Here is a 23,081-nt window from a genome sequence, read left to right on the forward strand (position 1 = left end):
TCCCGCCCCGAGCACTTGGTCCAATCCGAATCAGCGGGAGACGTGCACCACCCGCCAGCCGCTGGTGATGGACCCCTCTTCGGATCTCTGGATATTCGGTTACGGCTCCCTGATGTGGCAGCCGGGCTTTGCGTTCGACGAGCTTCGCCCCGCGCGGCTGATCGGATGCCACCGCTCGATGTGCATCTATTCGCATCATTGGCGGGGAACGCCGGAAAAGCCGGGGCTGGTGCTGGGCCTGGACACCGGCGGTTCCTGCCGCGGCGTGGCGTTCAGGGTCGCCGCTGACCGCGCGGGCGAGACCTTGGCCTATCTGCACGAGCGCGAGCTCCGGAACCACGTCTACCGCGAGGTCACGCGGCCGATCAGGTTCTGCGACGGCACGGGAACGCGCGCACTGGCCTATGTGGCGGACCGCACGCATCGACAATATGCCGGCGCCCTTGGACCAGAAGAGCGGCTGGCCCTGATCTCGCAAGGGCAGGGCGCGGGCGGCCCGAACCGGGACTATGTGTTGAACACCGTGCACCATCTGCGCCAGCTCGGCGTCAAGGACACCGAGCTCGAGTGGATGGCCTCGCGTCTGGAAGCCCTCGCCGCCGCCTAGGCAGCGGGCGGGCTCTCGCTTGCCGGTGTGTAGGGAACGCCGTGGGGTGCCGCCTCGGCCAGCAGCCGCGCGGTCGCCGTCTCTATGCTTTCCTGCAGCACGGCGCGAAAGGTTCGGCTGTCCAGCCCCGGCGGTATCGGCTCCAGGAACTCTATGACCGCCGTGCCAGGATGGCGAAGGGATGATCCGCGCGGCCAGAACAGCCCGGTGTTCACGGCAACCGGGATGCAGGACGTGTTGAGCTTCGCATAGAGCTGGGCGATCCCCGGCTTGTAGTCCGGTGCGTCTCCGGGCGCCTGGCGAGTGCCTTCGGGGAAGATGATGACCCTGCGCCCTTCGGCGACCGCGTCACGGGAATCGGACACCATCTTCCGCAGCGCCGACGCTCCGGCGGATCGGTCGACGCCGATCATCCCGGCGCGTGTGGCGTACCAGCCAAAGAAGGGGAGACGGAGAAGTTCGCGCTTCAGGATGAACGCGAAGTCGCCGACATACGGCACCAAGGCAAAGGTCTCGAGCGCGGACTGATGCTTGGCCGCGATGAGGCCCCCCGCTTCTGGAAGGTTCTCCAGCCCGCGCACTTCCACCTTCAGCCCCGTGATGACCCGCAGCGCCCAGAGGCTGAGGCGCGACCATACCCGGGCCACGGCGCGTGAGCCGCCCGGCGTGGCGAGGAAGGGCAGAGCCAGCACCGCCATGACCATGATCAGCAGGTAGAAGACGGCGCTGAAGAGGAAGGATCTAAACGCCGTCATGTGTCGCCCTCCGGCCGTCCGGTCAGCCTGGGGGCCACGCGAACCTCCACCAGCGCGGCGAGGTATTTCACATACTCCGCGACGAGCAGGCGGGCCGCACGGCTGTCCTGCCACCAGTTCTGCTCGGTGGTCCCGTTGCCTGCGACATGCGGAAGGATGATGACCTCCGGCAGTGCACGCTGGAGCTCCAGAAGGGAGCGCCGCATATGCCAGCCTGACGTCACCACGATAACCGTCTGGAAGCCGTTCTGGCGCACCCATTGCCGGGTTTCGGCGGCATTGCCCGCCGTGTTGAGCGCCCTGCGCCCAAGGTCCATGCAGCAGTCCAGCCAGCGGGTGGCGCGGGGATGCAGGCGCGCGATCTCCGCCTTGGTCGTGTCGGGATTGACGCCCGAGATCAGCAGGCGGCGGGCCTGGCCGTCTGCCAGCAGGTCGACCGCTTCGCCGATGCGCTCGGGGCCTCCCGTCAGGACCACGATGGCATCGGCCATGGGGCGGCTGCCGGCAGCGGGCTGCGGGATGTTCTGGATGAAGAGTACGAAGCCACCGATCAGAACGAGCCCGCCGAGCAAAGCCAGGCCGAGCAGAAGGCGCACGAGACGAGCCAACAGCGAAGGACGGCGGCGGCGGGCCGTTGCGGTCTCGGCCATCAGTCCAGCCGCCGTAGATGGGCCATCACCGCCATGCGCGACGTCACGGCGGTCAGCAATGCGATGAGAAGCGCCGTGCCGCCGATCTGCGAATAGCCCCAGAGGCTCAGCTCCATCCGGCCGAACAGGATGTCAGCGGCGGGATCGCTGGCTTCGCGCCCGATGGCGCCGCCCACGACGAACAGAGCAACGGCAAGCGCGCCGCCGATCACGCTTCCCCGCAGGCCGAGGCGCAGGAAACGGCGGGAGAAAGCGCCCGCGACGAAGCGATCCCGGGCGCCCACGAGGTGCAACACCTCCACCACGTCGCGGTTGCCGGCCACCGCGCCGCGCGTCGCGAACAGCACGGACAGGATGGTCGCGCACAGCACGAGCCCGAGGATCGCCAGTCCGAAGCCGGTGAGGGCGCTGCCCGTCAGCCGCAGACGCTCCAGCCAGCCCCGGTGGTCGTCCAGGCTTGCGCCGGGCACCTGATCGGTCAGGGCGGCGGCAAGCGCGTCGAAATCGGGCCGTGCGCCTTCCTGCAGACGCACGACGACCAGCCTTGGCGCGGGCAGTTGATCCAGGCTGACGCCCGCGCCCAGCCAGGGCTCCAGCAGTGCCGCCATGTCGGCTTGCGAATAAGGCTCGGCGGATGCCACGCCCGTCACCTCGCGCGCCAGCGCTGCCGCCTGCGCGGCGGCTGCGTCCATGTCGCGCCCGTCCCGTGGCCGGATCTGGATGGTCACCTCCCGCTGTACGCCGCTCTGCCAACTGGCGGCTGCGGTGCGCACGATGTCCACGCTGCCCACCGTCAGGGAGGCCAGGAAGGTCATGATGGCAATGATGACGACCAGCGCGGTGCCGGCCAGGGATCCGCTCGGCACCAGCGAAGGCGCTCGCCTGCCGTCGCCCGGAGAGGCCAGAGGGTCGGCGCCGCGGCCGGATCGTGGAATGCTTAGGGGCATCAATCGTGAATGGTGAGCCGGCCGTCCTCAAGCAGGAAGCGGCGAGCGTCATACAGGTCCATCAGGGCAATATCGTGGGTGGCGATTAGCACGGAGGTGCCTGATTTGTGCAATTCCACGAAAAGACGGAGCAGCCGCCGCGCCAGATGTGGATCGACATTGCCGGTGGGCTCGTCGGCGAGCAGGAATTCCGGCCGGGCGATGACAGCGCGGGCGATGGCTGCGCGCTGCTTCTCGCCGCCCGACAGCACGGGCGGGTACGCATTGATGCGGTCGCCCAACCCCACCCAACGCAGCAACTCGACGACTTCGGCACGATAGACGGTCTCCTCCCGTCCGAGCACCCTGAGCGGCAGCGCCACGTTCTCGAATGTCGTGAGATGGTCGAGCAGGCGAAAGTCCTGGAAGACGATGCCGATGCGCCGGCGAATGTCCGGCAAATCGCGGCGAGCGATGGCCGTCGTGTCGCGTCCGAACACGCTGATCAGCCCCCGCGTCGGCTTCAGCGACAGGAACAGCAGCCTGAGCAGCGAGGTCTTGCCCGCGCCGGAAGGGCCGGTGAGGAACTGGAAGGAGTGCGGCGCGATGCGGAAGGACAGGTCCCGCAGGACCTCCTGTCCCGGACCATATCGCAAGCCGACATTCTCAAAACGTACCAATGGCTCCACCCGGATGCGAAGAGTTTACCATGAGGGGTCCGGGTTAACCGCTTATTAACCGTGAATGCGCAGGGATACAGGCGATGCGATCCATGATCCCGAACGCGGGCCCGAAAGGGCTTACACGCTCAGCATGCTGATGACACCGGCCAACCGCAAGCTCCGCATCTTGGGGCGTCCTACACGCCTGACCTACGGGTCAGCGCTCGAGGGCGACCTGAAACCTGTGGAGACCCGCGGAAAGAGGGCTTTTGGAGAGGCCTGGAGCGCTACCATGAAGTCCATGGCACAGAACCGAATCCCCCTTCCGGAGATTACCGCCTTCAAGGTGCGGCCATGACGACGCAAGTGCGCGTGCTTTACGACGCCGAAACCCTTGCGGAGCGCATTCGCGGGCTCGCTCAGGAGATCGCGGCGCGGGACCATGAGAAGCTGCTGGTGATCGCCGTGCTTCGCGGCAGCTTCGTGTTCGCGGCCGACCTGATCCGCGCGCTGCACTACGCAGGCATGGAGCCGGAGATCGAGTTCATCCAGTTGTCCAGCTACCGTGAAGCCATGGTGTCGTCGGGGCAGGTGGACGTCGTGCGCGACATCGACAGCGATGTGCGCGGCCGCGACGTGATGCTGATCGATGACATCCTTGAGTCCGGTCGGACGCTAGCCTTCGCGAAGGATCTCCTTGCGGCACGCGGCGCCCGCACCGTCACGACCTGCGTGCTGCTGGACAAGCCCGAGAAGCGGGCGGTGCACATCCAGGCGGACTATGTGGGCTTCCAGTGCCCGGACCTGTTCGTGGTCGGCTACGGCATGGACGTCGCCCATTCGTACCGGCAATTGCCCTTTGTGGGGGTGATGGAACATTCCAGTTCAAAACCCTCCGACGATCCGGGGAGAGTGTGAGAGATGGCCCGCATTCTTGTCGTAGATGACGAGGAATCCATTCGCGGCTTTGTCAGCCGTGCGCTCATGCTCGACGGTCACCGCGTGGAGATCGCCTGCGATGGGGCCGAAGCGTTCGACACGCTGAGCGCCGATCCGGAAGGCTTCGACCTATTGCTGTCGGACATCCGCATGCCCCTGATGGACGGCATCGACCTTGCGAAATCGGCCGCCAGCCAGTGCCCGGCGCTGACCATTCTTCTGATGACCGGCTACGCTCACCAGCGCGAGCGTGCGGACGATCTCGACCGCGTCATTCATGACGTGCTCAGCAAGCCGTTCTCGCTGGCGGATATCCGTGGCGCGGTGGTGGGAGCCCTGCAGTCGCGTCGGCAGGCCGCCTGACGAGAAATCAGTCCCTCAACAGGCGGTCCAAATAGTCCAGTTCTTCCTGCGGGCGTGACGGCTCGCCCACACGGCGACGGAGTTCCTCCAGCACGCGCCTCGCGCGCTGGGCCTCGATCTCGCCGGGTACGCGCACGCTGGAGCCCGGATCGTAGCGCCGGTTGCGCGTCGGGCGGCCGAGAGGGTCGGTGTCCTCTCCCTGTGCGGCCTGTCCGCGGCGCCCCGGCTGCTGGCCCTGCGCCTGCCCTTGGCCCTGTCCTTCTCCCTGCTGCATGCGCTCCGCCATGCTGCGCGCACCTTGCCTGAGCGCATCCAGCGCTTGCCCCTGCTGCCCGACCGCGCCTTCGGCATTGCCCTGGCCGAGCTGTCCCTGCGCCCGGCCCATGGCTTCTCCGGCCTCACCGAGCGATCCTTCGCCCTCCAGCCCTTGGCCTTCCATCTGGCGCATCAGCTCCTGGAGCCGCTGGCGAAGCGCTCCCTGCTGCTGGCTGAGCTCTCCCGCGCCGGGCTGCTGTCCGTTCTTTCCCTGCTGCCCGGGCCGTTTCTGGCCTTCCTGCTGGCCATTACCGTCCTGACGCTGCTGGAACGTGCGATCGCGGAGTTCGCTCTGCTCGCGGATCATGCGGCCAAGCTCGTCCAGTGCCTGGGACTGCGGGTCTTGTTCCCCTTCGCCGCTCTGCCCTTGTGCGGTCTGCCCGCGCTGCAGGTTCTCCAGCATGTCCCGCAACTGGGCGAGCATGTCCTTGGCAGACTGCTTGTCGCCGCTGAGCGCCCGATTTTCCAGCTGGTCCATCATGCGCTTGAGGTCTTCGGGCGTCAGCACGCGGGCGTTCGGCGGCATTGCGGTCTGGCGCTGCGGCTGCTGCTCCATGCGACGGGCGAACTCTTCCATGAAGCGGCCGAGTGCGGCCCGCAGCTCATCCATGAGGCGCTTGATTTCCTCGTCCGGAGCGTTGCGCTCCAGAGCGTCGCGCAGGGCCTGTTCGGCGTCCTTCAGTTCGCGGTCGAGGCCCTGAAGATCGCCCTCTTCAAGTGCGACGGCCATCTCCCACAGGTAATCGGCTGCGCTCCGGAGTTCGTCATCATTGCGGGCTTTCGTGACGCGCCAATAGCCCGCCCGAAGCCCAAGATAGACGCCCGACACGGTGGAGAACTTATCCGGGTACAGCGAAAGCGCATCGATGGCGCCGGCTACACGTTCGCGGGCACGGGCGTCGAGCGCAAGAATGCGGCGCTGCTCGATCAGCGCCTTCGCAACGGGGTGGGAGAAGGCACGCGCAGGCAGCACCGCCTCCAGTGTTTCGCTCCGACCCTCCTGACCCGCTTCGTCGCGCGCCACCAGAGTCATGGCGACCCGGGCGCCGGCCCATGGATGCTCCAGCCCGTCATAGATCGTGGATGCCTCGCCCGAGCCGCCCCGCGTCGCGGGCAAAGCGAGGCGGATGTCCGGAGGTCCATACAGCGGGCGGGCGGGAACGGTGTCTTCACGCGGATCGGCGGCGACGCGCTCCACCTGCGCCGTGGCGCCGGTCAGCCCGTAATCGTCGCCCGCGCGGTAGCCGAGCAGCAGTGCGCCGCGATCGTTGAAGCCGGGCGGCGCCGTGAAGGCGATGGTGGGGGCGGCGTCGGGAACCACCGCGAACCGCCAGGCATAAGGTGCCGATCCGTCGGCATGCGCGGTGACGGTGGCATCCCGGTCCAGCGCATACTGGCTCTGCCGCACGCCGGCAGCCGGAGGCGTCGTGCCTCTCGGCGTGGCTGCCGCGTCGTTCTCGACGGGACGCGCCCCGGCTCCTGCTTCAACGCGAGCCTCGCCGCCGCTGGTGCGGATGACGAGGATGCTACCGGCCGGCACGCGGAAGCTTTCCTCGCCTTCGACGATCGCGGCCGCGCCGTCTTCGACCGGCTTGCCGGCCGTAAGGAATACCGGCGGGCGGCCGGTATAGCCGGGTGGGGTCACCCACGCGTCGAGGCGCGGCGGTGCTGCCGCTAATGAAGTGCCTGACCAGTCGAAGGCCGCACGCACGCCGGAGAGGTGATCACCCCCGGCGGCCGCAAAGCCGACGACCGCGACAAGCACGGCGAGGAAGCGCAAGGCCCATGGATCGCGCTGCGCCACCCGAGGGTGCACGCCGCCATGGTTCAGGCCGTAAGCGGTGCGGGCTGTGCGGGTACGGTGCGCATCCCAAAGGGCGCGGGTTACGGGGTCCTGCGCCTCGTTCGAAAGGGGCTCGGCAAGCGTGGTCGCGGGACGGTGGGCTTGCCCGCTCGCGCGGTCGATGCGGGCGAGGAGTTGCGCCTGCGTGGGGACTCGCAGTCTCAAGAGAGGGTACAGCGCGGCACCCAAAGCGCCGGCGAAGGCAAGGACGCCGATGATCCGGACCGCGCGTGGCGCGGCTTCCCAGAGCCCCAGCCATGAGATTGCCAGGAACAGCAGCACCAGGGCGCCGGCGAGCGCCACGGGAGGCCATGCGGCTTCCCACAACAAGGCCAGCCGGGCGCGCCGCAGCAATCTGTCGAGATCCGGCCCCGGACCTGACGAGCGGGGTGGGAGGGGTGCCTCCGTCACGCGTCCGTACCTGTCATGCGCCGCACCTTAGCAGGCGCGGGCCGGCTTGCCACGCCGATCTCGGCTATGTGAGAGGGCTCAGGACAGCCAGGGTGCCGAGCGGTCGAGCGCGATCAGGGCGTGGATGTCGAGACGCGGCCTCACCACCGCGTGGTCCTTGCCGCGCACAAGCACTTCCGGCACCAGCGGACGGCTGTTGTAGGTGCCGCTCTGCGTCGCCCCATAAGCGCCGGCCGTCATGACGGCGAGCAGGTCTCCCGGCTTCGGAAGGGGCAGGGTGCGGGACAGCGCGAGGTAGTCGCCGGTCTCGCAGACCGGGCCCACAACGTCCGCCACGATCTGCGCGGTTCCCGGCGCTGGCTCCCGCACAGGCCAGATGTCGTGGTGCGCCTCATAGAGCGTGGGGCGGATGAGGTCGTTCATCGCCGCGTCCACGATGATGAAGTTCTTGGCCTCCCCGGGCTTCACGTAGAGAACGCGCGTCAGCAGCACGCCGGAATTCCCTGCGATCAGCCGTCCGGGCTCCAGCACCACCGTGACGCCGAGCGGCGCCAGATGCTTCAGCACGATGCGGGCGTACTCAGCCGGCAAAGGCGGGGCTTGTTCGGCGTGACGGTAGGGGATGCCCAAGCCGCCACCCGCGTCCACGTGGTCGATGTTATGTCCGTCCGCTCGGAGCTCACGCACGAGATCGGCCAGCAGAGCAAAGGCGGCATCGAACGGCGCCATGTCCGTGATCTGACTGCCGATATGCATGTCGACACCCGACACCTCGATGCCGGGGAGGCGCGCGGCCTCGGCATAAAGAGCGCGCGCGCTGGCGAAGGGCACTCCGAACTTGTTCTCGGCCTTGCCCGTCGAGATCTTGGCATGGGTGCCGGCATCGACATCCGGATTCACGCGCAGCGCGATGTGTGCGATCTGTCCGCGCGAGGCCGCGACCTCCGAGAGGCGACGGAGTTCGGGCTCGGATTCCACGTTGAAGCAGAGGATGCCGGCGTCCAGCGCCGCTGCCATCTCGACGTCCGTCTTGCCGACACCGGAAAAAGTGATGCGATGGCCGGGGACACCGGCCGCCAGCGCGCGGGCGAGTTCCCCGGCCGACACCACGTCCATGCCGGCACCGAGGCGCGCAAGCGTCTTCAGCACCGACTGGTTGGAATTGGCCTTCATCGCATAGCAGACGAGGCTCGGCACCTCCGCGAAAGCTTCGGTGAAAACGCGGTAATGCCGCTCCAGCGTGGCGGTCGAGTAGACGTAGACCGGCGTTGCCACGTCATCCGCGAGGGTGGTGAGCGGCACGTCCTCGGCGTGCAGCACGCCGTCGCGATAGGTGAAATGGTGCAAGGCTGGGAAGCCCCTCGGGCCTAATTCAGCAGGGGATCGAGGATGAAGGCGCGCTTCGGCTTCGCCGCGACAGGCTGCTTCTCAACCGGGAGCGGATCCCTGGTCCTGTTGTAGGACCATTCCGCATCGCCTGCTGCGGTCGAGGTCGGAGGAGCCAGGAAGCTGGAGGGTGAGGCCGTCGGCTGGGCCGTGCTCTGGGCGCTCGGCACCAGCTGCGTGGGTGCGGGCGGTGCTTCCGCACGGCCTCCATAGCCGGGCGCCTCGAGAGGGCCGTTACGGCCGCATCCCGCGACGACCACGAGGACGATTGCGGCGACGACTCCTGCCACCAATGCGCGACGGCTCATGCCCGGTGCTCCGGATGGGTGACGAGGTGAGGGTGCGCGGCGTTCATGGCGGCGCACTCTCCCGGAAGTGCGTCGCAAGCGCAAGCGTGCTGCGTCAACAGCCTCAACGCTTCGCACCGAGACGGTCGAGCCAGGCGCGTGCCTCGCGTTCCACATTCGCAGGCGCCGTGCCGCCGAATGAGGTGCGGCTTGCGATGCTTTTCTCCACCGAAAGGACATCGAAGACGGCGGCGGTGATGCGCGGCTCGACGGCCTGAAGATCGGCGAGCGGCAGTTCCTCGAGCGAAGTGCCGGTTTCGACCGCACGCGCCACGATGCGTCCGGTGACGTGGTGGGCTTCGCGGAAGGGCAGCCTCAGTTCCCGCACCAGCCAGTCGGCCAGGTCGGTTGCCGTGGAATAGCCGGAGCCCGCGGCCCGCTTCATGGCGGCGGCGTCAGGTTCGAGGTCGGCGATCATGCCGGTCATGGCCGTTAGGCAGAGGCCAAGCGTGTCGAGCGCGTCGAACGTGCCTTCCTTGTCCTCCTGCATGTCCTTGGAATAGGCCAGCGGAAGACCCTTGATGACGGTGAGCAGGCCCACAAGCGCGCCGATGACCCGCCCCGTCTTGCCGCGCACCAGTTCGGCCGCATCCGGGTTCTTCTTCTGCGGCATGATGGAGGAGCCGGTGGTGAACCGGTCCGACAGCCGCACGAAGGTGAACTGCGCGGTGGTCCACAGCACGATCTCTTCCGCAAGGCGGGAGAGATGCGTGGCCGCTATGGCGGCGGCGGACAGAACCTCCAGCGCGAAGTCGCGCGAGGACACGGCGTCGAGCGAGTTCGCCATGGGGCGCGTGAAGCCGAGGGCCCCCGCCGTCATGTGCCGGTCGATGGGGAAGCCGGTGCCGGCCAGCGCGGCCGCGCCGAGCGGGCTCTCGTTCAGCCGCGCGCGGGCATCGGCGAAGCGCCCACGGTCGCGTCCCACCATCTCGACATAGGCAAGCATGTGATGGCCAAAGGTCACGGGCTGCGCACTCTGAAGGTGCGTGAAGCCCGGCATCACTGTCCCGGCATGGGCCAGCGCCTTCTCCGCCAGCGCCTGCTGGAGCCCGAGCAGAGCGGCGTCGATCTCGTCTACCGTGTCGCGGGTCCAGAGCCGGAAATCGGTGGCCACCTGGTCGTTGCGCGAACGTGCGGTGTGGAGCCGTCCGGCAGGCGCGCCGATCTTGTCGGCCAGCCGCGATTCGATGTTGAGGTGGATATCCTCAAGCGCACGCTGGAATGTGAACGTGCCGTCCTCGATCTCCGCGAGGATCTCCGTCAGCCCCTGCGAGATGGCTGCCGCGTCCTCGTCCGTGACGATGCCCTGCCGGGCCAGCATGGCGACATGGGCTTGCGAGCCCCGGATATCCTGCGCATAAAACCGGCGGTCGAAATCGATCGAGGCATTGATCGCCTCAAGGGCGGCATCCGGCCCGGCGGAGAAGCGCCCGCCCCACATCTTGTTGCTCATCCCCGGCCCCTCGCGATGGCATCCTGAATGACGGACGGAACCACACGGCCCAAATTTCCGCTGCGCAGTCTCGCGCTCGTGGCGCTTCTCGGCGCCGCCATCGGCGTGGGCGCGGTATATGTGAAAAGCAGCGGGCAGGGCAATCAGACTGCAGCGGTGACTTGCGCGGGCAACACGGAAGCGCTGGCCCGCATGAAGCCATTGGCGCGCGGCGAAGTGGCGGGCGTCGTCGTTCCGGATGCTCCCCGTCCGGTGCCGGACCTCGCCTTTCAGGATGCGAACGGGCAGCAGAAACGACTCGCGGATTTTGCCGGCAAGACGGTGCTCCTGAACATCTGGGCGACGTGGTGCGCGCCCTGCCGGCACGAGATGCCGGCGCTCGACCGGCTGCAGGCGGCGCTGGGCGGTGAGCGCTTCGAGGTTGTGACGGTGTCGATCGATTCCGGCAGCACGCAGAAATCCAAAGACTTCCTCAGCGAGCTGAAGATCAGCAATCTAGGGTTCTACGCCGACCCTGAAGGCGGCGTGTTCCAGAAGCTGAAGCAGGCGGGGCGTGCCGTCGGCCTTCCCACCACATTGATCGTGGACGGCGCAGGCTGCGAGATCGGCTATCTGCCCGGCCCCGCGGAGTGGGACCATGAGGATGGACAGGCCCTGATCCGGGCGGCTCTTGGCGAGCCGCCGAACGGCTGACCTCTATCGGGTGGGGACCGGCTTCTCGCCGCGATAATCGTAGAAGCCGCGGTCCGTCTTGCGGCCCAGCCAGCCGGCCTCGACATATTTCACGAGCAGCGGGCAGGGGCGGTATTTCGAGTCGGCCAAGCCATCATGCAGCACCTGCATGATGTGCAGGCAGGTGTCGAGGCCGATGAAGTCCGCAAGCTGGAGCGGCCCCATCGGGTGGTTGGCGCCGAGCTTCATGGCCGTGTCGATGGAATCGACCGTCCCGACGCCCTCATACAGCGTGTAGATTGCCTCGTTGATCATCGGCAGCAGGATGCGGTTGACGATGAACGCGGGGAAATCCTCGGCGACCGTCGCCGTCTTACCGATGCGTGCGACGAAACCGCGCGCGGCTTCGAAGGTCTTCTCCCCGGTCGCGATGCCGCGCACCAGCTCCACGAGCTGCATCAGCGGCACCGGGTTCATGAAGTGGATGCCGATGAACTGCTCCGGCCGGTCCGTCGAGGATGCCAGCCGCGTGATGGAGATCGAGGAGGAGTTCGAGGCGATTATCGCGTCGGGACGCAGCACCTTGCAAAGCGCGGAGAAGATGGCCCGCTTCTCCGCCTCGTCTTCGACGGCTGTCTCGATGGCGAGGTCGACATCGGCGAAATCGGCGAGCGAGGGAGCAAGTGCGATGCGGTTCAGCGCTTCGTTGCGCTGCTCGTCCGTGACCAGACCGCGGGTGACCTGACGGCCGAGATTGCCCCGGATCGTCTCGAGGCTTTCGCCCAGCTTCTCGCCGTCGACATCGTTCAGCACCACGTCGTACCCCGAAAGCGCGCAGACATGAGCGATGCCGCAGCCCATCTGGCCCGCGCCCACCACTCCCACCTTGTGAATTGAGAACACCATCCAACGTCAATCCGGGAACGGCCGAAACGTTGCAGCGCTGTGCATTGTTTGGCGGGAGAACTGTACCTTGACGCGATCCTAGACCTTAAACGTAACTAGAATTCCTCAATCCTTCTCGTGCCGGCAATCGTCTTCGGCGGACGGCCGAACAGCGGAACCTCGGATCGCTTCATAGGCACGGTGAGAAGCGCGCCGGCGGCAAAGCCGCCAAGATGCGCCATCCATGCGGTCGCATCGTCGCCGCTGAACCAGAGGCTCCCGAGCTGAACCGCAAGCCAGCTCAAGATCACCCAGGATGCCGTCAGGCGCAGCGGAATTCGCGCGAAGAGGAGCACCCAGATCTTCACCCGGGGATGGAGCAGCAGATAAGCGGCGATGATGCCCGAGACCGCACTGGATGCGCCGATCAGTGGCGCGTTCGAGCCGGGCACCGAGAGCTGGTAGCAAAGCCCGCCTGCGAGGCCGCACAGAAGATAGAAGACGACGAACCGGACATGGCCCATCGAGTCCTCGATGTTGTCGGCGAAGACCCAGACGAAAAACAGGTTGGCCGCCACGTGCACCACGTCGCCATGAAGGAAAAGCGATGTGATGAAGGTCAGCCATGGAGGCACGATCTGCAGTTCGACAGGCAGCACCGCCTGCCCTGATACGAGCGACGGCACCACGCCCCATGACATCGCAAGGCCGGGCGAAGCGGGGATCAGCAGCCCCGATTGCAGGACGACCCACACCACGGCGTTGAGGCCGATGATGCCCCACGTCACATAGGGGTAGCGGACGATCAGGCGCGGATTGTCATCACTGAGCGGGATGAAGACCAATTGGCGGCGCCCTTCTGCGGTCGGCCCTTGTTCCCCGCCTGTACACGATTCGCCCCGAAAGGCCTTCCCGAAGGGTCAGCCTCCGGGACCGCGGCCGGACGCCCAGATCGCAGCCATGGCAATGGCGATGGCGCCGAACTGCAAGATGACGCGCCAGCGCATCAGGCTTTGCGAGCGCTGCGAGCTCCCGCCGCGCATCATGTTCCACAGCCCCAGCCCGAGGACGGCTGCAACGGCGAGGACGGAAAGGGGGATGAGGACATATTCGAACATGACGGGGCTCCGGGCGGCCGGTCAGGGGTTGAGCCGCCAGATGCCCGCGTTCAGCGCACATGCATAGGCCACCCACAGAAGATAAGGCGCGAGCAGCCATGCGGCGAGGCTGTCGTAGCGACGGAAGGCCGCAATCGTCCAGATGATCGCTGCGAGAAGAGCGACGATGACGATCATGCCCGCGGCGGGGCTGCGGCTGGCGAAGAAGGCGTATGACCACAACACGTTCAGCGCCAGCTGGACCGCGAACGGCAGCAGGGCGTAATTACGGGTCAACGGCACGGCGGACCGGGTCAGGATTCGCCACAGCGCCACGGCCATCAGCAGGAACAGGACCGGCCAGACAACGGGGAAGGCCCAGTTGGGCGGCGTGAAGAACGGCTTTGCGAGTCCGGAATACCATGGCCCGATATGCGGCGTGGTGAAGAGGGAGCCGAGCCGCAGGGCGGCAGCGCAGATCAGGACGCTGAGCAGCAGGGCCAGCGGCGAGCGAAGGCGGGCGATGTTGAAGCTTCGGGACGTGTCCATGTTTGAAGCGGCTCCATACGCGGTAAATGCCGGCAAAACCGGTCTTGGGGGTTTGCAGGGAGGGTCCGGTGCCTAAACTAGGGCCTTAGGCGGGATTTCCCGCAAGGGACCCTGCCGCGTGGGCTTGCTGAAGCAAATCTGGAAGGTTTCCTACGCGGTGTACCTGCGCTTCAACGCGCATGATGCCTGGGCAATTGCCAGCCATGTGGCCCTTTCGGCCCTGTTGGCCCTGTTTCCATTTCTCATCGTGGTCACGGCGCTTTGCTCGCTCGTGGGAACACCGGAAGCGGCCAATGAAGTCGTCGGCCTTGTCTTCGAGGGCTGGCCTTCGATGCTGGCCGACCCGCTTTCCGCGGAGGTAACCCGGGTGCTGACCGGCCGACGGGTCGACATCCTCACCATCGGTGTGCTGCTTCTGGTGTGGACCTCCTCGTCGGCAGTGGAGGCCATGCGCGTCGCGCTTGTGCGCGCTTACGGCCTGCCGGACATGCGGTCGTGGTACTGGACGCGCCTCCAGAGCATCGGCTTCATGCTCCTCGGCGCCGCCGGCATGCTGCTGCTGTCCGTTACGGTGGTGCTCTGGAACCCGATCTGGGAGTTCGCCAGTCACCTGACGCCACCGCTGAGGCTCATCACCGGCACCTTGGATTGGGTGCGCTATGGCGGAACGGGACTGTTCCTGGTGGGAGGGCTCATCCTTGCCCATCTCTGGCTGCCGCCGCAGCGGATCTCCATCATCTGCACATTGCCGGGCACGCTGCTGACCATGGTGCTGTGGCTGCTCAGCGCCTCGATGTTCGGCTTCTGGCTGTCGGGCTTCGCCAACTACGCATCCACCTATGCCGGCCTCGGCAGCATCATGGCCGTGATCTTCTTTCTCTACCTCAACTCGGTCTGCTTCATCCTTGGCGGCGAGCTCAATGCGGTGCTGCTAGCGCGAAGCAAGGCCCGCGAGCAAAAAGCGGCGAGAGCTGCCGAGCAGCAGGCCAAGGCCGAGCACGCAAATGCCGCACGGCTGGTGTCGGAACCGGGCTAACCTCGCCGCGTTCTTTCCCCAAAGAGGGAGAGATCGTCGTGACCTATCAACCGCCGGAGCGGGATGCCGCCGTCAAGAACCCGACCCAGGCCCGCCAGGGAAGCCGTGGCCGGCCTGTGCTGTATGTGCTGGGCGGCGGACTGGCGCTCGCGATCCTGGCGCTGCTCTACTTCGTCAGCACGTCCGTGGACGATCCGCCGCCGAACCCTGCCGCCGAGCAGTCCGTCGGCCCCACCACCGATGCGGCGCCGAACAATGCCGAGCCGTCGCGCCTCGATTCGCCGCCGACTCAGAACAGGTAGCGATCAGAGGTTCTGTCGCGGACGCTCCGGCGGCAGAACCTCGTATTCCGCGTCGATGACCACGGGCTGGCCGGGCCTTGGCTGAACAGCCGAGGCCTTCGCCTTGCGCGCACGCCAGCGATAGACCTGATCCAGGATCAGGATGGCCGGGAAGGCCACGAGGAACACGCCAGTCGCGACCACCGCCAGCGTGATGACGAGAGCCGCCGCCACGGCGCCGATCAATGCGATCTGCCAGGCGGGCAGCTTGCGGGTGCGGACGCGGAACGCGCCGAAGGGGTGTCTGTCGTTCATCATTGCCGCCGTAATATCGTGACCGAGTATGGCATCGCCAAGACCGTACCGAAACGGATCTTGCTTATGGCGCGTTGGTGCCGTGAGGAGGATCACGGCATGCCATCCACGGCCATCGCCAATTTCCGCTATCTACCCGCCGACCGGGAACTCGACGTCACCTTTCTTGGCACGGGTCGCACCTACACCTACATGGATGTCGAGCCGGAGACCCACGAGGCGTTCCGGCAGGCGCTGTCCAAGGGACGTTTCTTCAACAACCGCATTCGCGACCGCTACAAGTTTCGTCAGCGCCGCTAGGCGGCCCGTGCCTCGATGGCGAGGGCGTGCACCCGCTCCTGCAATTCGGCCGCCAAAGCCGTGTTGATCGAGCGGTGTATCTCGACACGGCTTTTCCCGGCGAAGGCCGAAGATGCGATGCGCACCCGGTAGTGCGTCTCGCCACCCGGTCGGGCGCCGCCATGGCCGGCGTGCTGATGGCTCTCGTCGATGACTTCGAGGGCGACCGGCGCGAAGGCCGCCTCAAGCTTGGCCTGGATGCGGCCGCGCATGTCCTGCTGGGTCATGCTGATCTCCTTCGTTCGGGAGAGGCGATATAGGGGCGGGGGCCGTCAAGCCCCACCTTTCGATCTGAGACCATGGGCCGCGTTCGCTTGTCGTGAACGTGCCCTCCAACCATAATCGGACCTATGAAACTCGACTCCCCCTGGTTCGACCGCATCCGCGCCGCCCCGAAGCGCGCGGAGAAGGCTGAGAAGAAGACGGAAGTGAAGCCCGGTTGCTGCGAAGCGACCGGCTGCGAGAAGAAGGCCGGCTTCAAGGCGCCCAAGGGCCGCGATCTCGAGGGCCAGTACTGGAATTTCTGCGTGGACCATGTCCGCGAGTACAACCAGTCGTTCAATTATTTCCGGGACATGCCGGAGGATGCGGTCGCCGCCTGGCAGAAGGACAGCCTGACCGGCCATCGACCGACCTGGACCATGGGTGTGAACAAGGCGGGAGCCAAGAAGGGCGCCCGTCCCTCCGGTGCGCATCCGCGCTACGGGGACTGGGACTTCGCGGACCCGTTCAACCTGTTCGGCGGCGCGGGAGAGCCGGCTCGGCCCGAGCCGAAGCGGCCCGAGCGCGTCCTCCGCAAGGTCGAGCGCGCGGCGTTCGAGGAAATGGGCCTTGAAGAGGCGGCGGGCGCAGACGAGATCAAGGCGCGGTTCAAGACGCTCGTGAAGCGGCTGCACCCGGATGCAAATGGCGGCGACCGTGGCACCGAGGATAAATTGCGCGCCGTGATCCAAGCCTATAATTACCTGAAACAGGCGGGCTTCTGCTAAGTCCGCTCACGATGCGGATCCCTACTCTGCCGGGACGTGATGGCCGCGAACAAAGGGTGCTCGCGGCCGAGGAGGATGAATGACGATTGCAAACGAGGCGGGCGCTGGCGTTCCCGACATCATGGTTTCGGCACGGGACGTCTTCGGGATCGACAGCGATCTCGTGGTGCCGGCCTTCTCGCAGCGCGACGACCATGTTCCCGATCTTGATTCGGACTACCTGTTCGACCGCACGACGACGCTCGCCATCCTGGCAGGTTTCGCCAAGAACCGTCGTGTGATGGTCACCGGCTATCACGGCACGGGCAAGTCCACGCATATCGAGCAGGTGGCCGCGCGCCTGAACTGGCCCTGCGTGCGCATCAACCTCGACAGCCATGTCTCGCGCATCGACCTCGTCGGCAAGGACGCCATCGTGATGCGGGACGGCGCGCAGGTCACCGAGTTCAAGGATGGCATGCTGCCCTGGGCGCTGCAGAACAACGTGGCACTGATCTTCGACGAATATGACGCCGGCCGTGCCGACGTGATGTTCGTGATCCAGCGCGTGCTGGAAGTTTCCGGCCGGCTGACGCTTCTCGACCAGCGCCGCGTGATCCGTCCCCACCCCGCCTTCCGCCTGTTCGCGACCGCGAACACAGTGGGCCTCGGCGACACCTCCGGCCTCTATCACGGCACGCAGCAGATCAATCAGGGCCAGATGGACCGCTGGTCCATCGTGACGACCCTGAACTACCTGCCGCATGACAAGGAAGTCGACATCGTGCTGGCGAAGTCGCCGCATTATCGCGACTCGCAGCAGGGCCGCGAAACGGTGTCGCGCATGGTCCGCCTTGCCGACCTGACGCGAAACGCGTTCATACAGGGCGACCTGTCCACGGTCATGAGCCCGCGTACGGTCATCACCTGGTCGGAGAACACCGAAATCTTCGGCGATGTCGGCTTTGCGTTCCGGATGACGTTCCTGAACAAGTGCGACGAGTTGGAGCGCCCCCTGGTGGCCGAGCTCTACCAGCGCTGCTTCGGCAAGGAACTGGCCGAGTCCGCCCTCAACGTCGCCCTCAGCTAACCGGCAGAAACGCAGCGTATGGCGTCGAACAAGGTGTCAAAGCCGGCTCGGGAAGCTCCCGTCGAGCCCCTGAAGCGCTCTGTCGCGGCAACGCTGCGGGCGATCGCGGGCGCGCCGGATCTCGAGGTGTCGTTCTCCCAGGATCGTCCCACGATCTCGGGCAAGACCGTGCGCCTCAGCGAGCCTCCGCGCCGGCTGACGCGCGAGGACGCCGGTGTCATGCGCGGTCAGGCCGACGCCATGGCGCTGCGGCTGGCCTGCCATGATCCGAAAATCCACAACCGTCTTGTGCCCAAGGGCAGCGAGGCGCGCGCGGTTTTCGACGCCGTGGAGCAGGCGCGCTGCGAATCGGTTGGTGCCTGCCGCATGGCCGGCGTGGCGGAAAACCTGACGGCCATGCTCGACGAGCGCTACAGCCGTGTCGCCTATCAGGAGTTCAAGACCCGCGAAGACGCGCCGCTGGAAGATGCGCTGGCCCTGATGGTGCGCCAGCAGCTGACCGGCATGGAGCCGCCGCAATCCGCGCGTCACATCGTGGAGTTGTGGCGGGGCTGGGTGGAGGAGCGAGCTGGCGAGAACCTCGGCGGCCTGCCCGATGTCCTGAACGATCAGAACGCTTTCGCGCGCAGCATGCGCGATCTCCTCTCGGCGCTTGAGATGGGCGACGATCTTGCCGGCGATCTCGACCAGTTCGAGGAGCCGGAGGGGGATCCCGACAGCGACAATCAGCCAGGTCAGGATGAAGGCGGCGACCGGGGCGAGCAAAGCTCCGAAGGCGAGCAGACCGCCGAAGCGGACCAGTCCGACGACGAGCCCGATTTCGGCGAGATGGAGCAGGCGGACGCGCCGTCTTCCGATCTCTCGGACGAAGCCGACGAGGACGAGGGCAGCGACAGCTCCGAGCCGCCGCGCCGTGCGCTCTCGAACAGCGAGGGCGAGAATGTCCTGCAATATCGCGCCTTCACGACGGCGCATGACGAGACGCTGAAGGCAGAGGATCTCTGCGACGCGGAAGAGCTGGCCCGCTTGCGCGGTTATCTGGACAAGCAGCTTACCAGCCTGCAGGGCGTTGTCGGACGCCTTGCCAACAGGCTTCAGCGCCGTCTCCTTGCGCAGCAGAATCGCGCCTGGGAGTTCGACATTGAGGAAGGTGTGCTGGACCCCGCGCGGCTTTCGCGTGTGGTGACGGATCCCATGCAGCCCCTGTCGTTCATGCGCGAGCGCGACACCGACTTCCGCGATACCGTGGTGACGCTGCTGCTCGACAATTCGGGCTCCATGCGAGGACGCCCCATCACGGTTGCGGCCACCTGCGCCGACATTCTGGCCAGGACGCTGGAGCGTTGCGGGGTCAAGGTCGAGATCCTCGGCTTCACCACGCGCGCCTGGAAGGGCGGTCAGTCGCGGGAGGCGTGGCTTCAGGCCGGAAAGCCGGTCAATCCCGGCCGCCTCAACGATCTGCGCCACATCATCTACAAATCGGCGGACGCACCGTGGCGTCGCGCCCGCCGCAATCTCGGCCTAATGATGCGAGAAGGGCTGCTGAAGGAGAACATCGACGGCGAGGCGCTGCAATGGGCCCACAACCGGCTGCTCGGCCGGCCGGAGCAGCGCAAGATCCTCATGATGATCTCGGACGGCGCGCCGGTGGATGATTCCACCCTGTCGGTGAATCAGGGCTCCTATCTCGAAAAGCATCTGCGTGGCGTGATCGAGGAGATCGAGACCCGGTCTCCGGTCGAACTGATCGCCATCGGGATCGGGCACGACGTGACCCGCTATTACCGCCGCGCCGTGACCATCGTGGACGCCGAGGAGCTGGGCGGCGCCATGACCGAGAACTTGGCGGCCTTGTTCGACGAGGGAATGGCGTCTCGGACGCGCCGCGCCAGGCGCTGATGCGCCTGGCTCGTCTCGCCGGCCTCTCCTTCGCTCTCCTTACCTCCGCCGCAACAGCGGAGCCCACCGGCCTCAAGGCTGTGCCGATCACCTCCTTCTCGCGCGTGGCGCCCGAGCAAAAGGTTTTTGGCTCACTCCGCTTCAGGGGTGGGCTTGTTCTCAGCTCCACGGCGAGCGGCTTCGGCGGCTATTCCGGCCTGCGGATGGATGCCGACGGCTTCGGCTTCCACGCGGTGTCCGACAGGGCGCACTGGCTGACCGGACGCCTCGTCTACGAGGGGTATCGCGTCACCGGAATCGAGAGCGCGGACATCAGCCCTGTGCTCGGGCGCACAGGCGCGGCTCTCGACGGCACCCTGGACGATGATACCGAAGGGCTGGAAATCAGCGGCAGCACCGCCTGGATCGTCACCGAACGCTCCGACAACCTGCTCCGGTTCGACCTTGCCGATGGCGTTGCAGGCGCGCGCGGCGTGATGATTCCGATGCCAAAGGAGGTCTCCGGGCTGCCGAACAATGCAGCGTTGGAATCGATTGCGTTGCTCCCGCCGGGTGGACCGAACGAGGGCCAGCTTCTCGTGATTTCCGAGGAGGCATTCGCAACCGACAACCACGCCGCTTGGCTGGTGGATACTGACGGCCTTGAGCCGGCCATTCGCTTGGAGGTGCGCGCAAGGGACGGTTACGCCGTTACCGACGCGACGTTCATCCCGGGAGGCGATCTCGTGATCCTGGAGCGGCGGTTCCGCCCACCCTTGTCGCTCCACACAAGGCTGCGCCGGATTGCGCGCGCGGACATCGTCGGCGGTGCCGTTCTGGACGGCTCCCTTTTGATGGAAGCGTCCCGGTCGGAAGAGATCGACAATATGGAAGCGGTATCCGCTCACCGCGCGGCCGATGGCACGACGGTCCTGACGCTCTTGTCCGACGACAATATGAGCCTGTTTCAGCGCACCGTACTGCTGCAGTTCGGACTGGAAGATAGTACGGGAGAGGCAGGCGCCGCTCAGTGAGTGGCGTGGGCCGTTTCCATCGGACGGATGCGGCTCATCAGCGCTCCGTAGGGCACCAGCATCAGCAGTGCCATCGAGACCTTCACCACGAAGTCGAACACGGCAAGGCCGACCCAGAGCGGGGCGATGACTTCGGCGCCGAGATGGGCGTAGGTGACGGGAGCGGACATATCGGCATCGCCCGCAAAGGCCACCGAGAAGAAGATGGCCGTATCAATTGCCGATCCGAGCAAGCTGCCCGCCAGTGGCGCGTGCCACCAATCCTGCCGGCGAAGCCGGTTGAAGACGAAGATGTCGAGCAATTGCCCGACGAGGAACGCGGTGCCGGATGCAAGCGCGATGCGCGGCGTTGCCAACCAGAACGACAGCACCACGGCCAGGGCAAAGCCCACATAGATGACGCGGCGCGTCAGCGCCGGGCCAAAACGCCGGTTCGTCAGGTCATTGACCAGAAACGCGAGCGGGTAGGTCAGCGCGCCCCAGGTCAGGTAGTCGCGCAAGCCGAAGGCGTTGATCGGGTGCTGAACCGCAAAGTTGGACAGCACCACCACGCTGGCCATTGCCAGGACGGGAACGATCAGCGCCTGCGAAATGCGACGATCCATCGAAGAATGCAGCCTCAGGCGGCTGCAGCTTCCTCGGCAGGCGCTTCGCCGGACTTGCGGATCTTCTTCTTGATCTCGCGGGCCTTCTGCGAAAGCTCCAGATCGGAGGACTTCAGAAGGAAGGCATCAAGGCCGCCACGATGCTCGACCGAGCGCAGAGCGTGGGTCGTGACCCGCAGGCGCACCGACTGGCCGAGAGCCTCGGACATCAGGGTGACCTGAACGAGGTTCGGCAGGAAGCGCCGCTTGGTCTTGCGGTTGGAATGGCTGACGAGGTTGCCCACCAGCACGGATTTACCAGTCAGTTCGCAGCGCCGCGTCATCGCAGTGCTCCATCACAAAGAGATATCGGACCGAGCGCGGCAGGGCAGGGTCCTCATGGATAAAAGAGGACTCGTCCCGAGAGCCGGGGCGCTCGAAGGTGGGGGTGTATAGGCGCAGCACGCCCGGCAGGTCAAGGATATCGAGCCGTTGTGAGTCCGCGGCGCAACGCCGGGTTCTGAAACACGTGCGCGGCCCTGTACGAAGCAGCCGTGCTGCCGCATTGTCCGGTCAGCAGGTGGCCGCTGACGGCTGACACGATGACACAGATGATACCGATGTTCCGACTGCCCCGTGCCGGCGCGCTGGCGCTCGCCTTTGCGTGCGCATGGCAGCCGGCTCATGCCCTCGAGACCACCCTCACGGCGAAGTACAATGCCCGCCTGTCCTATCTGCCTATCAATTTCGCCACCGGAAAGCTGACGGCGACCCTGCCCGAGAGCGGACGCTACTCGCTGGACTTCGGGGCGCAGGGGATCGGTTTCGCCATGAGCGGCAAGGCGGTCGGCACCGTCGTGCCCGATGGCCTCTCGCCCGTCAGCTCCGCCATAGACACGCTGGACAGCTCCGAGAAGCGATCGATCCGCCTTGCCCTGTCGCGCGGCCGCGTGCGGCGCGACGTGGTGACACCCCCGGTGCCGTATCGCCGCGACCGCGTGCCGATCACGGACGAGCACCGCGTCAACGTCACTGACCCGATCAGCGCACTGGTCATGCCGGTGTCCGTGAAGGGAGCGCCTCTCGATGCCGGCAATTGCAGGCGCACGCTGCGGATCTTCGAGGGCACCGAGCGCTTCAACATTCAGCTGTCCTATCTCCGCACGGAGAGGGTGAAGACGCCCGTCGGCTACGAAGGGCAGGCCATTGTGTGCCGCGCAAGCTACCGGGCCGTGGCCGGCCACCGGGCCGTGCAGGGCGTGCGGGACATGGAAGCCAACCAGACCATGGAGGCGTGGCTTGTGCCCGTGGAGGGCTCGGGCATGCTCGTGCCGTGGAAGATTTCGATGGGCACCAAGATCGGGACCATGGTCATCGAGGCATCCGAGTTCACGGCCCGCACCGTCGGCACGGCGCAGGCGAACGTTGTCGATGGCTTCGAGCTGCGGAAGTCGCGTTAACCAAACGCTCCGATCTGTCCACAAAGCGCCGCCTGTACCCGCCTATATGTGGTGTGTGTGAAGTCTGGATCTTCTACATAGGTGGTGGCGAAATCGGGAACATGATCGTTCTCCCGATTCGGACCTCTTCTGTTCGCGAAACGGGCGATCGTTAACGGCGCGCGATTCGGGCTGGATTTGTTCAGCCAACGTTCCCAAATGGTGGGTGCCGGATTGACCCGCCGGGCAAGAACTGC

28 protein-coding genes are annotated in these 23,081 nt (G+C 66.2%); 12 read left to right on the plus strand and 16 right to left on the minus strand.

Annotated elements, in window-relative coordinates:
- Positions 1 to 67 precede the first annotated feature (67 nt).
- Positions 68 to 607: a gamma-glutamylcyclotransferase gene (locus SCD90_RS11870; RefSeq protein WP_319844896.1), complete on the plus strand. Its 540-nt coding sequence runs from the start codon at positions 68 to 70 to the stop codon at positions 605 to 607.
- On the opposite strand, the gene SCD90_RS11875 is transcribed toward SCD90_RS11870, so the two are convergent.
- The 4 genes from SCD90_RS11875 to ftsE all read right to left on the minus strand — a co-directional run bounded on the left by SCD90_RS11875 (position 604) and on the right by ftsE (position 3,618).
- Positions 604 to 1,362, minus strand: a complete 759-nt coding sequence (locus SCD90_RS11875; protein WP_319844897.1) for a lysophospholipid acyltransferase family protein — start codon at positions 1,360 to 1,362, stop codon at positions 604 to 606. The two genes, SCD90_RS11870 and SCD90_RS11875, sit on opposite strands and share 4 nt — an antisense overlap.
- Positions 1,359 to 2,012: a YdcF family protein gene (locus SCD90_RS11880; RefSeq protein WP_319844898.1), complete on the minus strand. Its 654-nt coding sequence runs from the start codon at positions 2,010 to 2,012 to the stop codon at positions 1,359 to 1,361. The genes SCD90_RS11875 and SCD90_RS11880 overlap by 4 nt, the downstream gene beginning before the upstream one ends.
- On the minus strand, positions 2,012 to 2,878 hold the full coding sequence (locus tag SCD90_RS11885; RefSeq protein ID WP_319844899.1) for a cell division protein FtsX: 867 nt from the start codon (positions 2,876 to 2,878) through the stop codon (positions 2,012 to 2,014). The genes SCD90_RS11880 and SCD90_RS11885 overlap by 1 nt, the downstream gene beginning before the upstream one ends.
- 80 nt (positions 2,879 to 2,958) lie before the next feature.
- A complete protein-coding gene (gene ftsE / locus SCD90_RS11890; RefSeq protein WP_319844900.1) occupies positions 2,959 to 3,618 on the minus strand; it encodes a cell division ATP-binding protein FtsE in 660 nt (219 codons plus the stop codon).
- Positions 3,619 to 3,954: 336 nt separating this feature from the next.
- Here ftsE and hpt point away from each other — a divergent pair, with 336 nt between their 5' ends.
- Complete coding sequence (hpt, locus tag SCD90_RS11895) at positions 3,955 to 4,518, plus strand: hypoxanthine phosphoribosyltransferase (protein ID WP_319844901.1); 564 nt, start codon at positions 3,955 to 3,957, stop codon at positions 4,516 to 4,518.
- A gap of 3 nt (positions 4,519 to 4,521) precedes the next feature.
- Positions 4,522 to 4,902 carry a response regulator gene (locus SCD90_RS11900; protein WP_319844902.1) on the plus strand — a complete coding sequence of 127 codons (381 nt, stop codon included), beginning with the start codon at positions 4,522 to 4,524 and terminating at the stop codon, positions 4,900 to 4,902.
- Between the two features lie 7 nt (positions 4,903 to 4,909).
- Here the strand turns inward: SCD90_RS11900 and SCD90_RS11905 are convergent, their stop codons facing one another.
- The 4 genes from SCD90_RS11905 to argH all read right to left on the minus strand — a co-directional run bounded on the left by SCD90_RS11905 (position 4,910) and on the right by argH (position 10,657).
- Positions 4,910 to 7,471 carry a TIGR02302 family protein gene (locus SCD90_RS11905; RefSeq protein ID WP_319844903.1) on the minus strand — a complete coding sequence of 854 codons (2,562 nt, stop codon included), beginning with the start codon at positions 7,469 to 7,471 and terminating at the stop codon, positions 4,910 to 4,912.
- Positions 7,472 to 7,549: 78 nt separating this feature from the next.
- Complete coding sequence (lysA, locus tag SCD90_RS11910) at positions 7,550 to 8,818, minus strand: diaminopimelate decarboxylase (protein ID WP_319844904.1); 1,269 nt, start codon at positions 8,816 to 8,818, stop codon at positions 7,550 to 7,552.
- Between the two features lie 20 nt (positions 8,819 to 8,838).
- Positions 8,839 to 9,165 carry a hypothetical protein gene (locus tag SCD90_RS11915; RefSeq protein WP_319844905.1) on the minus strand — a complete coding sequence of 109 codons (327 nt, stop codon included), beginning with the start codon at positions 9,163 to 9,165 and terminating at the stop codon, positions 8,839 to 8,841.
- A 103-nt stretch (positions 9,166 to 9,268) separates the two neighbouring features.
- Complete coding sequence (argH, locus tag SCD90_RS11920) at positions 9,269 to 10,657, minus strand: argininosuccinate lyase (RefSeq protein WP_319844906.1); 1,389 nt, start codon at positions 10,655 to 10,657, stop codon at positions 9,269 to 9,271.
- A gap of 27 nt (positions 10,658 to 10,684) precedes the next feature.
- Between argH and tlpA the strand changes: the two genes are divergently transcribed.
- Positions 10,685 to 11,350 carry a thiol:disulfide interchange protein TlpA gene (gene tlpA, locus SCD90_RS11925; protein ID WP_319844907.1) on the plus strand — a complete coding sequence of 222 codons (666 nt, stop codon included), beginning with the start codon at positions 10,685 to 10,687 and terminating at the stop codon, positions 11,348 to 11,350.
- A gap of 3 nt (positions 11,351 to 11,353) precedes the next feature.
- Here the strand turns inward: tlpA and SCD90_RS11930 are convergent, their stop codons facing one another.
- From SCD90_RS11930 to SCD90_RS11945, 4 genes are all read right to left on the minus strand, one after another.
- A complete protein-coding gene (locus SCD90_RS11930; RefSeq protein WP_319844908.1) occupies positions 11,354 to 12,235 on the minus strand; it encodes a 3-hydroxybutyryl-CoA dehydrogenase in 882 nt (293 codons plus the stop codon).
- A gap of 95 nt (positions 12,236 to 12,330) precedes the next feature.
- Positions 12,331 to 13,059 carry a rhomboid family intramembrane serine protease gene (locus tag SCD90_RS11935; protein ID WP_319844909.1) on the minus strand — a complete coding sequence of 243 codons (729 nt, stop codon included), beginning with the start codon at positions 13,057 to 13,059 and terminating at the stop codon, positions 12,331 to 12,333.
- A 75-nt stretch (positions 13,060 to 13,134) separates the two neighbouring features.
- Positions 13,135 to 13,332 carry a twin transmembrane helix small protein gene (locus SCD90_RS11940; protein WP_319844910.1) on the minus strand — a complete coding sequence of 66 codons (198 nt, stop codon included), beginning with the start codon at positions 13,330 to 13,332 and terminating at the stop codon, positions 13,135 to 13,137.
- A 21-nt stretch (positions 13,333 to 13,353) separates the two neighbouring features.
- Positions 13,354 to 13,860: a TspO/MBR family protein gene (locus tag SCD90_RS11945; protein ID WP_319844911.1), complete on the minus strand. Its 507-nt coding sequence runs from the start codon at positions 13,858 to 13,860 to the stop codon at positions 13,354 to 13,356.
- A 118-nt stretch (positions 13,861 to 13,978) separates the two neighbouring features.
- On the opposite strand from SCD90_RS11945, the gene SCD90_RS11950 reads away from it, so the two are divergent.
- Together SCD90_RS11950 and SCD90_RS11955 are read left to right on the plus strand one after the other, a co-directional pair.
- Positions 13,979 to 14,896, plus strand: coding sequence for a YihY/virulence factor BrkB family protein (locus SCD90_RS11950; RefSeq protein ID WP_319844912.1), 918 nt, complete (start codon positions 13,979 to 13,981; stop codon positions 14,894 to 14,896).
- Positions 14,897 to 14,934: 38 nt separating this feature from the next.
- Positions 14,935 to 15,198 (plus strand): hypothetical protein, encoded by a 264-nt coding sequence (locus SCD90_RS11955; protein WP_319844913.1) that lies wholly within the window; start codon positions 14,935 to 14,937, stop codon positions 15,196 to 15,198.
- Positions 15,199 to 15,201: 3 nt separating this feature from the next.
- Here the strand turns inward: SCD90_RS11955 and SCD90_RS11960 are convergent, their stop codons facing one another.
- Complete coding sequence (locus tag SCD90_RS11960; protein WP_319844914.1) at positions 15,202 to 15,495, minus strand: hypothetical protein; 294 nt, start codon at positions 15,493 to 15,495, stop codon at positions 15,202 to 15,204.
- 96 nt (positions 15,496 to 15,591) lie between these two features.
- Here SCD90_RS11960 and SCD90_RS11965 point away from each other — a divergent pair, with 96 nt between their 5' ends.
- Positions 15,592 to 15,792 (plus strand): KTSC domain-containing protein, encoded by a 201-nt coding sequence (locus tag SCD90_RS11965; protein ID WP_319844915.1) that lies wholly within the window; start codon positions 15,592 to 15,594, stop codon positions 15,790 to 15,792.
- Here SCD90_RS11965 and SCD90_RS11970 read toward each other — a convergent pair.
- Entirely contained in the window at positions 15,789 to 16,058 is a 270-nt protein-coding gene (locus SCD90_RS11970) for a BolA family protein (RefSeq protein ID WP_319844916.1), read from the minus strand. The two genes, SCD90_RS11965 and SCD90_RS11970, sit on opposite strands and share 4 nt — an antisense overlap.
- Before the next feature lie 123 nt (positions 16,059 to 16,181).
- Here SCD90_RS11970 and SCD90_RS11975 point away from each other — a divergent pair, with 123 nt between their 5' ends.
- The 4 genes from SCD90_RS11975 to SCD90_RS11990 all read left to right on the plus strand — a co-directional run bounded on the left by SCD90_RS11975 (position 16,182) and on the right by SCD90_RS11990 (position 20,801).
- Positions 16,182 to 16,820 (plus strand): J domain-containing protein, encoded by a 639-nt coding sequence (locus SCD90_RS11975; RefSeq protein WP_319844917.1) that lies wholly within the window; start codon positions 16,182 to 16,184, stop codon positions 16,818 to 16,820.
- A gap of 79 nt (positions 16,821 to 16,899) precedes the next feature.
- Positions 16,900 to 17,889: a cobaltochelatase subunit CobS gene (gene cobS, locus SCD90_RS11980; RefSeq protein ID WP_319844919.1), complete on the plus strand. Its 990-nt coding sequence runs from the start codon at positions 16,900 to 16,902 to the stop codon at positions 17,887 to 17,889.
- Between the two features lie 18 nt (positions 17,890 to 17,907).
- On the plus strand, positions 17,908 to 19,788 hold the full coding sequence (cobT, locus tag SCD90_RS11985; RefSeq protein WP_319844920.1) for a cobaltochelatase subunit CobT: 1,881 nt from the start codon (positions 17,908 to 17,910) through the stop codon (positions 19,786 to 19,788).
- Positions 19,788 to 20,801 (plus strand): esterase-like activity of phytase family protein, encoded by a 1,014-nt coding sequence (locus SCD90_RS11990; RefSeq protein ID WP_319844921.1) that lies wholly within the window; start codon positions 19,788 to 19,790, stop codon positions 20,799 to 20,801. Before cobT ends, SCD90_RS11990 begins: the two co-directional genes overlap by 1 nt.
- Here SCD90_RS11990 and SCD90_RS11995 read toward each other — a convergent pair.
- Complete coding sequence (locus SCD90_RS11995; protein ID WP_319844922.1) at positions 20,795 to 21,406, minus strand: queuosine precursor transporter; 612 nt, start codon at positions 21,404 to 21,406, stop codon at positions 20,795 to 20,797. The genes SCD90_RS11990 and SCD90_RS11995 overlap by 7 nt on opposite strands.
- 14 nt (positions 21,407 to 21,420) lie before the next feature.
- A complete protein-coding gene (gene rpmB, locus SCD90_RS12000) occupies positions 21,421 to 21,729 on the minus strand; it encodes a 50S ribosomal protein L28 (RefSeq protein ID WP_319844923.1) in 309 nt (102 codons plus the stop codon).
- Positions 21,730 to 22,005: 276 nt separating this feature from the next.
- Here rpmB and SCD90_RS12005 point away from each other — a divergent pair, with 276 nt between their 5' ends.
- Positions 22,006 to 22,845 carry a DUF3108 domain-containing protein gene (locus SCD90_RS12005; protein ID WP_319844924.1) on the plus strand — a complete coding sequence of 280 codons (840 nt, stop codon included), beginning with the start codon at positions 22,006 to 22,008 and terminating at the stop codon, positions 22,843 to 22,845.
- Positions 22,846 to 23,081 lie beyond the last annotated feature (236 nt).

This window comes from Terrihabitans rhizophilus, from assembly GCF_033898525.1.
Classification (GTDB): Bacteria; Pseudomonadota; Alphaproteobacteria; order Rhizobiales; family Methylopilaceae; genus Flaviflagellibacter; species Flaviflagellibacter rhizophilus.

Excerpts from the sequence above, each read along its gene's own strand:
- SCD90_RS11870 (WP_319844896.1), top strand. The coding sequence starts at position 68 with ATGGACCCCTCTTCGGATCTCTGGATATTCGGTTACGGCTCCCTGATG.
- SCD90_RS11875 (WP_319844897.1), bottom strand. The coding sequence starts at position 1,362 with ATGACGGCGTTTAGATCCTTCCTCTTCAGCGCCGTCTTCTACCTGCTG.
- SCD90_RS11880 (WP_319844898.1), bottom strand. The coding sequence starts at position 2,012 with ATGGCCGAGACCGCAACGGCCCGCCGCCGCCGTCCTTCGCTGTTGGCT.
- hpt (WP_319844901.1), top strand. The coding sequence starts at position 3,955 with ATGACGACGCAAGTGCGCGTGCTTTACGACGCCGAAACCCTTGCGGAG.
- SCD90_RS11900 (WP_319844902.1), top strand. The coding sequence starts at position 4,522 with ATGGCCCGCATTCTTGTCGTAGATGACGAGGAATCCATTCGCGGCTTT.
- SCD90_RS11915 (WP_319844905.1), bottom strand. The coding sequence starts at position 9,165 with ATGAGCCGTCGCGCATTGGTGGCAGGAGTCGTCGCCGCAATCGTCCTC.
- argH (WP_319844906.1), bottom strand. The coding sequence starts at position 10,657 with ATGAGCAACAAGATGTGGGGCGGGCGCTTCTCCGCCGGGCCGGATGCC.
- tlpA (WP_319844907.1), top strand. The coding sequence starts at position 10,685 with ATGACGGACGGAACCACACGGCCCAAATTTCCGCTGCGCAGTCTCGCG.
- SCD90_RS11930 (WP_319844908.1), bottom strand. The coding sequence starts at position 12,235 with ATGGTGTTCTCAATTCACAAGGTGGGAGTGGTGGGCGCGGGCCAGATG.
- SCD90_RS11940 (WP_319844910.1), bottom strand. The coding sequence starts at position 13,332 with ATGTTCGAATATGTCCTCATCCCCCTTTCCGTCCTCGCCGTTGCAGCC.
- SCD90_RS11945 (WP_319844911.1), bottom strand. The coding sequence starts at position 13,860 with ATGGACACGTCCCGAAGCTTCAACATCGCCCGCCTTCGCTCGCCGCTG.
- SCD90_RS11960 (WP_319844914.1), bottom strand. The coding sequence starts at position 15,495 with ATGATGAACGACAGACACCCCTTCGGCGCGTTCCGCGTCCGCACCCGC.
- SCD90_RS11965 (WP_319844915.1), top strand. The coding sequence starts at position 15,592 with ATGCCATCCACGGCCATCGCCAATTTCCGCTATCTACCCGCCGACCGG.
- SCD90_RS11970 (WP_319844916.1), bottom strand. The coding sequence starts at position 16,058 with ATGACCCAGCAGGACATGCGCGGCCGCATCCAGGCCAAGCTTGAGGCG.
- SCD90_RS11975 (WP_319844917.1), top strand. The coding sequence starts at position 16,182 with ATGAAACTCGACTCCCCCTGGTTCGACCGCATCCGCGCCGCCCCGAAG.
- cobS (WP_319844919.1), top strand. The coding sequence starts at position 16,900 with ATGACGATTGCAAACGAGGCGGGCGCTGGCGTTCCCGACATCATGGTT.
- cobT (WP_319844920.1), top strand. The coding sequence starts at position 17,908 with ATGGCGTCGAACAAGGTGTCAAAGCCGGCTCGGGAAGCTCCCGTCGAG.
- SCD90_RS11990 (WP_319844921.1), top strand. The coding sequence starts at position 19,788 with ATGCGCCTGGCTCGTCTCGCCGGCCTCTCCTTCGCTCTCCTTACCTCC.
- SCD90_RS11995 (WP_319844922.1), bottom strand. The coding sequence starts at position 21,406 with ATGGATCGTCGCATTTCGCAGGCGCTGATCGTTCCCGTCCTGGCAATG.
- rpmB (WP_319844923.1), bottom strand. The coding sequence starts at position 21,729 with ATGACGCGGCGCTGCGAACTGACTGGTAAATCCGTGCTGGTGGGCAAC.
- SCD90_RS12005 (WP_319844924.1), top strand. The coding sequence starts at position 22,006 with ATGTTCCGACTGCCCCGTGCCGGCGCGCTGGCGCTCGCCTTTGCGTGC.